The sequence below is a fragment of the Blautia intestinalis genome, assembly GCF_014297355.1.
Classification (GTDB): domain Bacteria; phylum Bacillota; class Clostridia; order Lachnospirales; family Lachnospiraceae; genus Blautia_A; species Blautia_A intestinalis.
The window spans coordinates 355946-370395 of sequence record NZ_JACOQE010000001.1 but is presented as its reverse complement, the minus strand read 5'-3'; the positions used below and the strand labels follow the sequence as shown (position 1 = coordinate 370395).

10 protein-coding genes and 1 riboswitch are annotated in these 14450 nt (G+C 44.8%); of the genes, 3 read left to right on the top strand and 7 right to left on the bottom strand.

Annotated features, from left to right (window positions below; translation table 11 throughout):
- Nucleotides 1–18: 18 nt before the first annotated feature.
- The 5 genes from H8Z79_RS01650 to H8Z79_RS01630 form a co-directional block, all read right to left on the bottom strand.
- Nucleotides 19–1248 carry a zinc-dependent alcohol dehydrogenase gene (locus H8Z79_RS01650; RefSeq protein ID WP_015542039.1) on the bottom strand — a complete coding sequence of 410 codons (1230 nt, stop codon included), beginning with the start codon at nt 1246–1248 and terminating at the stop codon, nt 19–21.
- A gap of 18 nt (nt 1249–1266) precedes the next feature.
- Nucleotides 1267–2655, bottom strand: a complete 1389-nt coding sequence (locus H8Z79_RS01645; RefSeq protein WP_015542038.1) for an aldehyde dehydrogenase family protein — start codon at nt 2653–2655, stop codon at nt 1267–1269.
- A gap of 41 nt (nt 2656–2696) precedes the next feature.
- Nucleotides 2697–3566: a class II aldolase/adducin family protein gene (locus H8Z79_RS01640; RefSeq protein ID WP_015542037.1), complete on the bottom strand. Its 870-nt coding sequence runs from the start codon at nt 3564–3566 to the stop codon at nt 2697–2699.
- A 190-nt stretch (nt 3567–3756) separates the two neighbouring features.
- Complete coding sequence (locus tag H8Z79_RS01635; RefSeq protein ID WP_015542036.1) at nt 3757–4548, bottom strand: glycyl-radical enzyme activating protein; 792 nt, start codon at nt 4546–4548, stop codon at nt 3757–3759.
- Between the two features lie 12 nt (nt 4549–4560).
- Complete coding sequence (locus tag H8Z79_RS01630) at nt 4561–7080, bottom strand: glycyl radical protein (RefSeq protein WP_015542035.1); 2520 nt, start codon at nt 7078–7080, stop codon at nt 4561–4563.
- A gap of 318 nt (nt 7081–7398) precedes the next feature.
- Here H8Z79_RS01630 and H8Z79_RS01625 point away from each other — a divergent pair, with 318 nt between their 5' ends.
- Nucleotides 7399–8112 carry a phosphatase gene (locus tag H8Z79_RS01625; RefSeq protein ID WP_118039419.1) on the top strand — a complete coding sequence of 238 codons (714 nt, stop codon included), beginning with the start codon at nt 7399–7401 and terminating at the stop codon, nt 8110–8112.
- Nucleotides 8113–8873: 761 nt separating this feature from the next.
- On the opposite strand, the gene H8Z79_RS01620 is transcribed toward H8Z79_RS01625, so the two are convergent.
- Nucleotides 8874–9170 carry a cysteine-rich small domain-containing protein gene (locus tag H8Z79_RS01620; protein WP_118039418.1) on the bottom strand — a complete coding sequence of 99 codons (297 nt, stop codon included), beginning with the start codon at nt 9168–9170 and terminating at the stop codon, nt 8874–8876.
- Nucleotides 9171–9678: 508 nt separating this feature from the next.
- Nucleotides 9679–9871, bottom strand: a riboswitch (cobalamin riboswitch).
- Between the two features lie 323 nt (nt 9872–10194).
- Between H8Z79_RS01620 and nudC the strand changes: the two genes are divergently transcribed.
- The gene (gene nudC / locus H8Z79_RS01615; protein WP_118039417.1) at nt 10195–11058 is read left to right on the top strand and encodes an NAD(+) diphosphatase; all 864 of its coding nucleotides are present in this window, start codon (nt 10195–10197) and stop codon (nt 11056–11058) included.
- 119 nt (nt 11059–11177) lie between these two features.
- Complete coding sequence (locus tag H8Z79_RS01610; protein ID WP_015542031.1) at nt 11178–13076, top strand: GGDEF domain-containing protein; 1899 nt, start codon at nt 11178–11180, stop codon at nt 13074–13076.
- Nucleotides 13077–13137: 61 nt separating this feature from the next.
- Here H8Z79_RS01610 and H8Z79_RS01605 read toward each other — a convergent pair whose 3' ends face one another.
- Complete coding sequence (locus H8Z79_RS01605) at nt 13138–14439, bottom strand: glycoside hydrolase family 32 protein (RefSeq protein ID WP_118039416.1); 1302 nt, start codon at nt 14437–14439, stop codon at nt 13138–13140.
- Nucleotides 14440–14450 lie beyond the last annotated feature (11 nt).

The following is a 14450-nucleotide window of genomic DNA, read 5'->3' as shown; positions in this document are numbered from 1 at the left end:
CTCCTTTATATTCCCGGATTATTTATTTACTACGGCAATCTTAAGACCTGTCATTGCAAGGTTTGTCTCAAGTGCTTCGTTGATCTGCTCAAGCGGGAATTTGTGTGTGATCAGATCAGACATCGGCAGTCCGATTGCTTTTGCTCTCTTCAGGAAATCAAATGTTGTTGCATAGTCTCTGAGGTTGTATACCCAGGAGCCAACAAGGTTGATTTCTTTGGAGCAAAGGTCGAAGTGCGGGTTGATTGTTGCATCTCCACCATTGATGAAGAATCCAAGTTCGCAAAGTCCACCGCCGTTGCGGATGAATTTGTAGATGTTTGCATGTGCATGCGGGTTACCTGTGCACTGGAATGCAAAGTCTGCAAGATGTCCGTCCTGAGCAGCTTTAACGCCCTCTGTAAGCGCTTCGATACCCTTGAACTGTGTGAAATCTACTGTTGTGTTAGCACCCATCTTCTTGGCAAATTCAAGACGTTTTGCATTTCCGTCTACTGCGCAGATGTTCTGAACACCCATGGTGTGAAGAACTGCGATACAGATCAGACCGATCGGTCCGCATCCCTGTACAACAACTCTGCTGTTGAATTTGAGGATACCTGTTGTTTTTGCTCTTTCTACTGCATGTACAAGTACTGCACATGGCTCGATAAGGATACGGGAATCCAGATCCAGATCACTTACGTTGAAGAATGTGGAACCGAATTTTCCGCCTCTGATGAAGATGTAATCAGCGAACCATCCGTTGAATTTAACATCATCATCCGGAAGAAGTCCGTAAACATCAGCGCCGCCAACGTTTTTCTTGTTGAGGTCGAACATTGTAATTTCCGGATCATCTTTGAAGATCATACATGTAACAACTTTATCACCGATCTTAACCGGTTTACCAGCTGTATCAACTTTAACGTTTTTACCCATAGCTACGATCTCACCGGTTCCTTCATGTCCGAGAACAACCGGGATCAGACCGAATGGGTCATTTTTGTATTCGTGAGCATCTGTACCACAAACGCCACAGCCTTCTACTTTAACAAGGATATCGTCGTCACCGACTTCCGGAAGCGGATACTCCTGCAGTTCGAAGTGTTTCTTTTCTGTCATCATTGCAACTCTTGCTGTTTTCGGGATTCCACCCTGAGCCGGGGCTGCCGGTGCAGCTGTCTGAGCTGCTGCAGGTGCTGTTCCGGTCATTCCGGAGAGAACCTGTTTTACAATTTCTTCAATATTTACATTGTTCATATCCATTTTAAACTTTCCTCCTGATTAGCGAATGCAAAGGCTGTCAGACATTACGCAGCGTCTTCTCTTTGTGAAGGTGCTTGCACTTGTAAGTCCTTCACCTGTACGGCTTGCAATTGTGAATGTACAATATCCTTCTCCGCCGAATCCAAGTGCAGAATAGGACGGGCCGTTCTTAACAAGGATTGCTGTGTCGATTGCTTTCGCATATTTGGTAATGTTATCAATGTTTTTGGAATGGATGTGTGCTGAATGACGGTTGCCATGTTCAAGCCATACAGCCTGTTCTACAGCATCATCGAAATCTCTTGCTCTTACAACACCAAGGATCGGCATCATAAGTTCTGTTGTGATCAGCGGATGTTCCTTCGGTCCTTCGAAGATGATGCAGCGGGTATTTGCCGGTGCGTTTACTCCGATCATGGAAAGAAGTGTCTTAGCGTCACGTCCAACACATTTACGGTTCAGTTTGCCGCCTGCCAGAACAACTTCTGTCAGTTTGTCCTGCTCTTCTTTGGAAGCGAGGTAACAGTCGTTTTCTGTCAGCATGTAGTGCATCAGTTCATCTACTACAGAAGATACAGCTACAACTTCCTTCTCTGCGATACATGGAAGGTTGTTATCGAATGTACATCCGTTTACGATGTCCTGAGCTGCTTTACGGATATCTGCTGTCTCATCAACAACTGCCGGTGGGTTGCCAGCTCCTGCTCCGATTCCTCTCTTACCGGAGGAAAGAACTGCTGTTACAACACCAGGGCCGCCTGTTGCAGCGATCAGCGGAATATCTTTATGTTTCATCATGATATTGCTTGTTTCAAGAGTTGGTTTCTCTACTGTTACGGCAATGTTGTCCGGGCCGCCTGCTTCAAGAGAAGCTTCGTTTACCAGGTTGATTGCGAAAATAGAGGTTTTGATTGCTGCCGGATGCGGGTTAAATACTACTGTATTTCCGCCTGCCAGCATACCAATTGTATTACAGAGTACTGTTTCACTCGGGTTGGTACATGGTGTGATCGCACCGATTACGCCAAACGGTCCCATCTCGATCAGAGTCAGACCTCTGTCTCCTGACCATGCAGTTGTTGTGATATCTTCAGTACCAGGTGTCTTGTCTGCTACCAGATGATGTTTCAGGATCTTGTCTCCTACGTTACCCATTCCTGTCTCATCAACGCCCATACGAGCCATAACTTCTGCATTTTCTTTGATTTTTTTACGGATGCAGGTGATGATTTTTTCTCTCTGATCCATGGACATTTTCTTAACGATCAGTTCTGCTTTTTTAGCAGCTTCGATCGCATCATTCATTTCTTTGAAAACGCCATGTTTTCCTGTCGGAGCATCTGCAATCTGCATTTTTGCCATTACTTCCTGTACAATATCCTGTACCATGCTCTCACTGATTGGCATGAGATTGTCCTCCTTTAATGTCTGCCTTATCTGGTTTCAGATTATTTCAGGCCAAGCTGTGCCATAACCTGTTTTGTGATGTTAGCAACCAGTTCTGCATCAGCGTTTCCAGCTGCCGGAGCTGCTTCTTTTGAACAGTCGCCACCAACGAAATCATACTGATATCCCGGGAACTGTTTGTAATCTTCATTGTGGCAGGCACCACCGCAGTTATGACAGTTAACACCGTCTTTGTTCTGGCAGAGACTTGCCGGATGTTTTCCTGGCATACCGAATTTACGACGGATTTCATACAGTTTCTTGATGTTTTCTTTATCGAATTCCTTCGGACCGCCGAGCAGTTTGCTCTGATACAGAAGCTGTGCGTAGAATTCTACGGATTCCATCTTCATGTATGCAGCATTCAGGTCTGTGCTCCATGTAAGAGCTCCGTGGTTCTCAAGAAGAACTGCATCGAAATATGGAAGATATTTTTCAAGGTTGTCCGGAATTTCCATTGTGGAAGGTGTACCGTACTCAGCGATCGGAACGCATCCAAGAGCGATAACTGCTTCCGGCATGATCGGCTGTGTAAGCGGGATACCAGCGATAGCGAAGGATGTAGCATAGATTGGATGAGCATGTACTACAGATCCTACGTCTGGTCTCTTCTGATATACTCTCATATGCATTTTGATCTCAGAAGATGGTTTGAATCCCGGGTTAGCCTGGATTACGTTACCCTGAGCATCTACTTTACAGATGAACTCTGGTGTCATAAATCCTTTGGATACACCTGTTGGTGTGCAGAGGAATTCGTTGTCATTCAGTTTTACGGAGATGTTTCCGTCGTTTGCTGCAACCATGTTACGGTTGTAGATACGTCTTCCGATGTCACAGATCTGTTTTTTGATTTCAAATTCGTTTACCATGCTTATTTTCCTCCTAAAGCAATTTGGTTTTGCTGCTGTCCTTCTGCTATATATACAGCAAAAGACAGCCGCAGGTGTTTTATTTTATTTCTAAGGAGATTTTACTCCTTATAGACGAGATTGTCAAGAATTTATCGTTGTTTCTTGTTGTTTTTGTTGTGAAAAAAATGTTGTTTTTGTTGTTTTTCGATCATCCACCGATCTGAACGCGCAAAGAACTCACGGATTCTGCGGCTTTTCGCAGTGTTTCCATATGTTCCTTCGTCGGCGGCAGGATTCCTTCCATTAAATATGGTCTGCCAAGACCGATATACTTATCCTGTCCGAGGCGGTGATACGGAAGCAGGTGAAGCTGCTCCACCCCCGGAAGGGTATCGGCAAAACGTGCAATTCCCTGGATTTCCTCGATCGTATCATTAAACGTCGGAATAACCGGAACGCGGATGATCAGTTTGCATTTACCTGAAAGTGCAACTTTGCGGGCATTTTCCATCATCAGATCATTCGGTCTGCCGGTGAACTCCTTGTGTTTTGCCGGATTGGTATGTTTGATGTCCATCAGATAAAGATCAAGATACGGTAAAATCGTCTCGATCGTCTCAAACGGAGCACACGCCATACTCTCGAGCGCGGTATTGATCCCATGCTCCTTGGCTGCACGGAGAAGATCCCTCGCAAATTCAGGCTGGCAGAGGCTCTCGCCTCCGGAAAGAGTAAGTCCGCCTCCGGAGCGCCGGTAATATGGCCGGTCCTCTTCAACAACCTTAATCATTTCCTCTACAGTCACATCCCTGCCGATTACTTTGTCCTCACCGAGTACTTTCATCGTCTGGATCTTGTATTCCTGTGATTCCGGATTACAGCACCAGCGGCATCGAAGCACACATCCTTTCAGGAAAACGATCGTACGGATTCCCGGACCATCATGAACAGAATAACGCTGGATATCGAAAATACGACCTTTTGTCTGTAAATAATCCATAATTTTTTCCTTTTAGAAGCCCTGTTCTGTACGTCTGATGATATCGTCCTGAAGAGAACGTGACAGAGTTGTAAACAATGCGCTGTATCCGGCAACACGTACAACCAAATGCGCGTAATTCTCCGGATGCTTCTGAGCATCAAGCAATGTTTCTCTGTCAACTACGTTGAACTGCATATGCATACCCTTCTGATCGAAGAAGGTACGGATCAGTGCAACAAATTTTTCCAGGCCCTCTCTGCCTGCAAGTGCGGACGGATGGAACTTCTGGTTAAACAGTGTTCCGTTGGATACAATGAAGTGATCCAGTCGGGAAACAGAAGTTGCTGCCGCGGTTGGTCCCTTGACATCCTTTCCTGCAGTTGGAGAAACGCCATCTGCTACCGGTGTATGTGCATAACGTCCATCCGGTGTAGCTCCTGTCTGTCCGCCAAGCGGTACGTTTGCAGATACCGGATAGAGTCCGGCCTGATAATGACCGCCACGTGGATTCATGTATTTCTGCAGCGGGCGGCTGTATGTATAAGCAACATCTCTTGCAAAATAATCCACATCATCGATTGCATTACCAAACTTCGGAACTTCATCGATCATATGATGGATCTCTGTAAATCTGCGAAGCTGCTCTTCGGTAGGTTTCAGTCTCATAACAGTCTGAAGAACCGCCTTTGCAGTGTCAGTATTTACTGCCATGCCTGCGTCCTGCATTCCCTTAAGGATCATTTCCGACATATCAGAAACGGACTGCTGATCCAGGCCTTTGTCATAGTTCCATGCCAGAGCCTGTTTGTACTCTTCCATGGATACTTTCTTATCTTCGTATACAAGCTTACGGATCGCATATAAAGAGTCAGCCATATTCGCAATACCAAATCCCTGTGGGCCGGTAAAGTTATAAACAGCTCCACCTTCCTGTACGGAAAGGCCTCTGCTGAGACAATCATCTACCATACAGGATTCATATGGAAGCGGTACCCTCTCCGAATGCGCCACGTCGATCGCATTGTCGGCATTGACCATCAGGGAAATGCAGTATTCCATTTGTTTCTTGTATGCATCAAAGAATTCTTCGAATGTTGTCATTTTGGTAACATCACCGGTCTGGATACCAACCAGTTCGCCCTTGTCCATACCATTGGAGAATACGAGTTCAAGCGGGCGGCACATGTTGAAGAACGCTGCATCGTGCCATCCGTCTGTCTTGCCTGCTTTCTGCGGTTCTACACATCCGATGATATTGTATTCTCTCGCATCTTCCAGGGTAAGTCCTCTGTTCTGTAATGCCGGAATAATAACTTCATCATTGTAATATGCCGGAAGTCCGATGCCGGTTCTGGTAAGCTCAGCTGCCTTGATCAGCAGTTCATGCGGAGAACCGTTCCATACTCGGATGGAAAGAGACGGCATCGGCAGATGTACATGCATGGATGCAAGGATACACATAACAGAAAGATCGTTTGTCACGTCGTTTCCGTATTTGTCCTGTCCACCTACGATCAGGTTCTGGAAAAGGCTGTAACCTGCAAATCCCTCTGCGGATGCTGCATCACGTACTTTGTTAAGGTCGTTGAGTTTGACCCAGATACAGTCAAGGAGTTCCTGCGCTGCTTCTCTGGTAATAACACCCTTATCAATGTCTGCTTTATAATAAGGATACATATACTGGTCAAAACGTCCCGGTGAAATAGAATGTCCGCTGGATTCAACCTGCAGAAGCTGCTGTACGAACCAGAAAGACTGACATGCCTCGTAGAAGCTGGTCGCTCCGTTTGCCGGAACACGGCTGCAGTTCTCTGAGATCTGTAAAAGTTCCTGTTTGCGTACCGGGTCTGTGCATTCTGCCGCCATCTGAGATGCCAGTTCAGCATAACGCTCTGCATACTCGATAACTGCCTGGCAGGAAACGATCACAGCATTAAGGAAATGACTCTTCTTTGCATAATTGCCATCGCCAACCTGACATTTCTCCAGTTCTGCACGGGCTTTATCAATGATGCCTTTATAACCGATCGCAAGAACTTCTTCATATTTAACAGTTACATGCCCCACACCGTTGTAGAAATAGTTTCCCGGTGTAAAAATGTTGTGTTCAATTGCTTTGATTGCCTCAGGAGCCATATAGGATGTAGCAAGTTCGCTGGAGGTTTTGCCCTTCCAGTATTTATGTACTTCTCTCAGCTCTGCTTTGGTCTCTTCAGCAATGTAGAACGGATCCGCTGTTCTTGTTGCAACAGTATCCAGTTCATCCTCCAGCCACTGGTAAGAAAATTCCGGGAATGTCTGGCATCCTCTCGGTGCGATCGTGCTGCTTCCTACGATCAGCTCATTATCACGAATGATAATCGGAATATTCCGGAGAATGTGAGCAAAAGCTTCCGCGCGTCTGGTAATCACCGGCTGCCCTTCGGTAGCCTTATAGGATTCCGTAATGAGTTTTGCTCTGGCAGATTCGATCACCGGCATCTTTGCATAAAGTGCTTCGATCAGCTTCGGGATTCTGGATGATTTTGGAATGTCTGTGGTATTAAACATCTCCACACTTCTCCTTTCTCATGGTGTCTAAAAAACGCCATATCTCATATGTATCAGAAGGCGCTGGGACGCCACGATTCATATAGAATCATTATACCTTACAACCTTTTATATGTCAACAAAATCCAACATTATTTATTTGTTTTTTATGCGGTTTTTGTTGTGGTTTTTGTTGGTTTCGTGTTGGTTTTTATTTGAACTCTGATTTTCGGGTTGACTTTTCAAGAACAGACTGCCATACTGGTTTTAGAAGATTTTATATTGTATTGACAGTTCGAATTATATAAAAAATTTATTCCTTGAAAGGGGGATTTTTTCATGTATCTTTCTGATATACATACGCATTCGATTGCAAGCGGGCACGGAACGTCCTGTACCATCTCAGACATGGCAAAAGCCGCTTCTAAAAAAGGGCTGAAACTGCTCGGCATCACGGATCACGGTCCGGGAACGCTTGCCGCAGGAACTTCTTCTTATTTTAGGAGCCTTACTTACGCGCCAAAAAAGCGATTTGGAATCGAGTTATTATTTGGAGCAGAATTAAATATTCTGGATACGGAGGGGCATCTGGATCTGAATGATGAACTGCTCAGCGAACTGGATTATGCAATCGCAAGTATGCATGCGCAGAATTATAAGAACGGTACTGCTGAAGAAAATACGAGCGCTTATCTGAATGCAATGAGACATCCCTGTGTAAAGGTGCTTGGACATTGTGATAATCCTGCTTTTCCGGCAGATTATGAAACGCTGGCTTTCGGTGCAAAGGAATATGGGGTGATTTTTGAGATCAACGAAGCTTCGCTGATGCCTGACGGATATCGCGGGGATACGCGCGCTAATAATAAGGAAATTTTGAGATGCTGTAAGAAATTGGAGCTTCCGATCGTGCTGTCGAGCGACAGTCATGGTGCGGAGCATGTCGGGGATTTTACGTATGGGGCGGAGTTTGTACATGAAATGATGTTCCCCGAAAGATTGATATTAAATAATGATATACCCCGGCTGAAGATGATACTGAGCGAGAGGTGAATAAATCTCCCCATCTAAAGAGAACACCATTCAAAGCAATTTATGTTATACAACAAAAAAGAGAACAACATCCTGTTTCATTGACACGTTGCATTTCCGGATTCTTCCCGCGCATTTATGGATGACTGCTTTTGCAAACTCGCACCATCCGGTGCTCAGACAGTGCAACGCAGTCATCATTAGCGCAGTCAGAATCTACGGAAATTTACTATGTCAATTCATCAGGATGTTGTTTCTTTTTTCTGTGTATAGCCAATATTAATTTTGAATGGTGTTCTCTTTTTTTGCCAGATAGATATCCGATTATTTCTCCACTCTGTGATTCCGTATCATCTTTGTGATGCCACCACGCCCCGTGGGTGGACCGCAGCCTTCGGCTGCTGGCCGGCGAGGCCTTCCCGGTCATGGGGAAAGGAGCTGGTTGTGAAATTAAGAGAACATAGGAAAAAGCTATCTGATGTGAAATTACAGGACACGCGGACTGGGAATATCTGCGCGATAAAAAGATACGGCTGTCTTAAAAAAATATCCGCTCCGTTTACAGAACTCAGCAAGGCTTCCGCAAATTTCGTACATGCTAGCTGCGGTTGCGGAGCATCTGTCTGAGCGACAGCGAGTTATGCGGAGCAATCGCTAATAAGCGCATGTATGAAATTCGGAAACGCAGCGTGTTCAGTAAACAAAGCGGATATTCATTTGCAAGCAGACAGTATGGATTTTATCGAGCGCAAATTCCCAGCCCCGCGTCCGTACTTATTCTTCTATCTTTTTTCTGCTTCTCTCATTTTCTTCATCAGCTCCGCCAGCTCGCTGTATTTTCCTGTTACGTAGCCGTAATTCTGTGCTTTGTGCGGTAGCTGGCAGTTCGTGCAGTCTTTAATTCCCTTCTCGGTCATTCTGAAATTCCCACCGCATTTATCTCCCAGTGCATACAGCGGACAGTAACAGAACAGACAGTTAAAGTTCTCCGGATCTGCCCCTGCATGGCACGGAAAATATTCACATTCTCTGTTACTGAAAAAAGCATAATGTTTTCCTTCCCAGTACGGTTTCTCCATTTTGATTCTCCCTTTACATAGAACAAAGCGGACAAGTCCGCTTCAAACTCCCTGCATCCCTCAATCTTTGAGGGACTTGCTACGCTTTGCGTGCCAGATGCAGTCTGCTTTAGCAGACATATTCCTCTTGCATCTGGTCACATCCTCGCGGAGCGTTTTTGCTTTATTGGAACATTACGGAGTAATTTCCTATAAAGTAAAAAAATCCAGTCACGGCTCTGCCGAACTGGTCATCTTCGAGTTTTGTTATGAGGATTTGCGATACTGCTCCGGGGTAGACAATGAATCCGTTCATAATATGCGGAGGGAACGAATGCATCCGGAGTAGTACCGCCTGCCATTTAATCATACCCCTAAAGGGTTCTGGTCTGTGGTGGCAAAACCACAAACACATAGGTATAATTCATACGAACAGGCGAATTCCATAAAAAAATGCCTGCTTCCAAACAGCAGACAACACTCTGGGTTGCGGATACCCTAAGTTGGTTGTTACACTTTACACGGAAGTTTAACCTCGCCATACAAAGCAGGTTTCCTGACTTCAGCATCATCGCTTCCTTTCCCCTTCTCATACTATGTACAATGGGATAATGAAAAGTCGCTCCTCTGTTACAGTGACCGGATCGCTCAGGACTTGCACCTGATTCCCTCTCCAGATTGCTACGCGGACAACAATCTGCACTTCATATGTTCAATATGGAATTATACTGACATTATAGTAACACTCCCTTTTTCTGATGTCAACCATTTTCAGCAAATTTGTCATTTTTTTATCAAACACTCAATACTATTTACTCACTTCACAGCAACTTGGTCAAAATCCATTCCAAATCACCTACGGTGGTGGGATTTTGCCATTATTCATGGCAAAACACCTCGCGGAATACTACCTGTAAACAGTAACCACTGACTTGCTTTTTATCCCTGTCTCCCCTATACTTAAATATGGTCTGAACGTTATCGGATGATAATTCATCCTACAAAGCAAAAAAATAAAAGCATACTTTGTTTTCAGGAGGTTTTTATGATACAGGATATCGCACCACATACATATCACAATGAATACAAACCGGTTCCGCCGGATGCCGACAGCACCCTTCTTGTCTACGATGGAAGAAGCGTGCTTCTCTCTCAGGCGAGTGGAGACTGCGAAAATGCGGATAACCCGTTCCATCTTCCGCATTTTAAAGAACTTGAAGAAAAAATCCCGGATCTTTATACCAATTATATCTATCTTTTTTCAATCGATGAGGAACGTTTTTATCTGATTCCAAATCTCGACCCTGCCCTGCTGCCTGGTTATGCATTTTACGATGTACGTATTCTCCGTGGCGCAGAGCCAAAGTATCTGGCATTCGCTGCCATCACCGGTTACCAGCTCTTTTTCTGGTACAAAAACCGGCGCTTCTGCGGCTGCTGCGGAAAACCAATGAAGCACGATACGAAAGAACGTATGATGTACTGCCCTTCCTGCGGACGTCAGGAATATCCGGTTCTGATGCCGGCTGTGATCGTCGGCATCACCAACGGTGACAGGATCATCTGTTCCAAATATGAAGGCAGAAGCTTCAAACAATACGCTCTGATCGCCGGCTTCGCAGAAATCGGCGAAACAATCGAACAAACCGTTCACAGGGAAGTTATGGAAGAAGTCGGTCTGAAAGTCAGAAATCTCCGTTACTACAAAAGTCAGCCATGGTCCTTCTCCGGCACTCTGCTCTTTGGATTTTTCTGTGATGTAGACGGTGATGACACACTGACCGTAGATCACGAAGAGCTTTCCATTGCAGAGTGGTTCGAACGCGACAAAATTATTGGTCAGGATAACGACAGCAGCCTTACCAACGAAATGATGATGGTCTTCGCCGCCGGCAAAGAGCCAAAATAAAACAAAATCCGGCGGCTTTCACAGACCGCCCTTTTTTGTATATAATTGCACAAAAATCTGGTTTTTTTCGTCAAATTTTGGTATAATAAATACAATTATCATTCTGTGGGAGTATTAGCATGAAAAAAATCGCATTTATCACAAATGGCCAGGCCCGATATCTTACCCATGAATGGCTTCATGGATATCGACGCTATATCTCTGACCATCATTCTGATATAGATTTATATATTTTTCACTGTTTTGGAAATTTCAGTCAGGATCAAAGCTATAATATCGGAGAATATAACATTTTTCGACTTCCCCGCTTGTCAGACTTCGATGGAATTCTTCTGGATCTTGCTCTTATTTCCGATCACGAACTTAAGGAAGAAATCATAATCCGTGCCCGAAGAGCCTCGGTCCCTGTCATTTCTCTTCTGGATAAAATACCGGATCTTTACTTCTCCGGAATTGACGACTACCATGCAACCTGCTCTCTGGTGGAACATCTGATCGCTGAACATGGCTGCACAAAGCTCAATTATGTCGGCGGAATCATCGGAAATTATGAAAATCAGCAGCGTTTTCTTGCCTACAGGGATACGCTCAGCAAACATGGCATCCCTTTCGATCCGAACCGCATATATGAACATAATTATGAAGTCGAGACAGGCCTCAGAGCTTTTGCTGCATTTCAGGACAAAGAGCTTCTTCCTGATGCTTTTGTGTGTGCCAACGATAACATTGCTGCCGGCGTCTGTCTTGCAGCACAGGAAGCAGGATTTTCTGTTCCGGACAACTTTCTTGTAACCGGATTCGACAATGCCACAAGGGCCATAAACTTTTATCCGCCTATCACGACTGTTGAATTTTCCAAAGCGCATATTATGTATAATGCACTGGGGCTTCTTGCTGATGTCTGGAATGGCACCGCTAAATCTTCGCAGGTGTTTTCGCCTACCCGTTGTATATACCGCGAAAGCAGTGGGTGCACCTCCCTCTTTCCTGCTGATCCCGGAAAATATGTTTCCAGTCAGATCATGGCAGAAGTCCGTCAGGGAAATATGCTCAACTGGATGATGGAACTGGATCGTTTTCTTCTTGACTGCAACAGTTTCACTGAACTGGCAGACCATCTGCATACATGGCTCACCAGACATGAATGCGGAAGCCTGTATCTGCTCATGAATCCGGATATCTTTATGCTCGAAAATGTGGACAGTCTCCCCGAAGTTCCGGATGACATCTATAAAAGTATCGGCTACCCCGACCGCATGGCTGTCGTTTATCCCCATACATCTGCCGGCAAATCTGTTCAGATAGATTTGTCAAAAGGAGAGCTTCTTCCCGATGCGGACAATTCAGAAACTGCACATATTTACCTTTTTGCCGCTGTGCATTTCCGTGAACGTGAAATAGGCTATCTGATTCTCGAAAACTGTGATTATCTGACAGAGCATCAGTTTCTTTTTGAGACACTGCGCACTTTTGTAACTGCCATAGAGGCGCTCTACGGAAAGCTGATTCTCCGAAAGAAAAACAAGCAGCTTTCTCAGCTTTACATCCACGATTCCCTTACCGGGCTTTATAATCGTATGGCATATGAAAAGCTGGCGCTGCCTGTGTTTAATCAGTATATGAATAGTAAAAAACCTGTCGGGATCATCTTTATTGATGCCGACCATCTGAAATATATCAATGATAATTTCGGACATGATATGGGGAATCTTGCAATCAGCAGCATCGCATCTGTCATCCGGCAGCACTGCCCTGACAATTCTGTCTCCATGCGCTATGGCGGAGATGAATTTGTATGTGTGATACCGGATTACGATCAGACACAGCTGCAAAAGCTTAAGCAAAATCTTCTGGATTCACTCGCCACGCTTTCCAGAAACAGCCGTATGGCATTCCCAATCGAGGCAAGCATCGGATTTGTGGTTGCAGATGATTCTGTCTTCTCACTCAACGACTACATCAATCTTGCCGATGAAAAAATGTACATCGACAAAAAAAATCGTAAAGCCGGACGGTAAGATTCACATCCGGCTTTTTTGCTGTTGAGTTAAAAACAAAGCGGTCTTGTATTTAAAAACTTCACTCTATTGTTTCTATTGTTATCGCCACATCTGCTTCAATCTTTTCTTCAAGATCATACACGGCATTGGTAATCACCGCTTCACCATCGTTCACAAAAACACTGATCTGGTTCGGATTCACATACACTTCGATTTCAAATCCTTTCATCTCCGGTGTCTCAAATTTCACTCTGTGATTCGGATATTTTCCAAAAAGGCAGCTTCTGTCCGTACAGATTTTATCCCCTTTTCTGGAAATCACATATCCTCCGACATCTACTTTATCCCCATCCTCCAGGGAAAATCTCAGACGATATCCACTTTCGTCCGCCTCAGATGGTGCAGAGATTTCTTTTGTATATGCCGCCTGAACATTCGGATGAACGCGAAAATAGATATGATTTTCTTTTACTTCTACAACACGTGGAATACACATCATTCCCTGCCATTTCCCATCCACCGGCTCCGGCATACGAAGCCACGCAGTCAGGATTCTTCTTCCCTCCTCATCGAGGGTGCTCTGTGGTGCATAAAGGTCTGTTCCATAATCCAGAAACTGATATTCTTCCGGCAGTTCCATCGCACAGGTTTCTTTATCAAATTTCACCTGCATACAGACGGTCTGTGCATCCTCTGCTTTTCCGTCTTTAAATAACTGCATCGGTGAAAAGATTACTACCTGCCTGTTATCTACTTCAAAATAATCCGGACATTCCCACATCCAGCCGAAGTTTTCTCTGGTTACAGAATTCGCAAATTTCCATTCTTCTCCATCTGTACTTGTAAAGAACAAAAGTTTTCCCTGTTTGTCTTCAATGGTGCTTCCAAGTACCATGTACCATCTCTCACCGTCTTTCCAGACTTTCGGGTCTCTTGTGTGGCGTGCATCTCCGATCCCCTCATCATGAATGACTGGAATCACCGTCTTTTTGTCTTTAATATTATCAAAATGAAAGCCATCTTCTGAAGTTATCTTAAGCTGTGCGGAAACAAAATGTTCATCCACACACAAATTGACATCCTCTGGATTTTCTGTAAGATAATTCACACCGGTATAATACAGCTGCAGTTTGCCGTCTTCTTCAATGGCGCTTCCGGAAAAACATCCACTCCGGTCATCTGTTTTGCTTGGAAACAGTGCAATCCCCTGTTCTTCCCAGTTCACCAGATCTTTGCTGACAACATGTCCCCAGTGCATCCGTCCCCAGCGCGGCGCATACGGGAAACACTGGTAAAAAAGATGATACATACCTTTGTAATATATAAAGCCATTCGGGTCATTCATCCAGTAGTCTTTCGGTTTTACATATATTTTCTGCATATTCTACTCAC

Excerpts from the sequence above, each read along its gene's own strand:
- H8Z79_RS01650 (WP_015542039.1), bottom strand. The coding sequence starts at position 1,248 with ATGGATATGAACAATGTAAATATTGAAGAAATTGTAAAACAGGTTCTC.
- H8Z79_RS01645 (WP_015542038.1), bottom strand. The coding sequence starts at position 2,655 with ATGCCAATCAGTGAGAGCATGGTACAGGATATTGTACAGGAAGTAATG.
- H8Z79_RS01640 (WP_015542037.1), bottom strand. The coding sequence starts at position 3,566 with ATGGTAAACGAATTTGAAATCAAAAAACAGATCTGTGACATCGGAAGA.
- H8Z79_RS01635 (WP_015542036.1), bottom strand. The coding sequence starts at position 4,548 with ATGGATTATTTACAGACAAAAGGTCGTATTTTCGATATCCAGCGTTAT.
- H8Z79_RS01630 (WP_015542035.1), bottom strand. The coding sequence starts at position 7,080 with ATGTTTAATACCACAGACATTCCAAAATCATCCAGAATCCCGAAGCTG.
- H8Z79_RS01625 (WP_118039419.1), top strand. The coding sequence starts at position 7,399 with ATGTATCTTTCTGATATACATACGCATTCGATTGCAAGCGGGCACGGA.
- H8Z79_RS01620 (WP_118039418.1), bottom strand. The coding sequence starts at position 9,170 with ATGGAGAAACCGTACTGGGAAGGAAAACATTATGCTTTTTTCAGTAAC.
- nudC (WP_118039417.1), top strand. The coding sequence starts at position 10,195 with ATGATACAGGATATCGCACCACATACATATCACAATGAATACAAACCG.
- H8Z79_RS01610 (WP_015542031.1), top strand. The coding sequence starts at position 11,178 with ATGAAAAAAATCGCATTTATCACAAATGGCCAGGCCCGATATCTTACC.
- H8Z79_RS01605 (WP_118039416.1), bottom strand. The coding sequence starts at position 14,439 with ATGCAGAAAATATATGTAAAACCGAAAGACTACTGGATGAATGACCCG.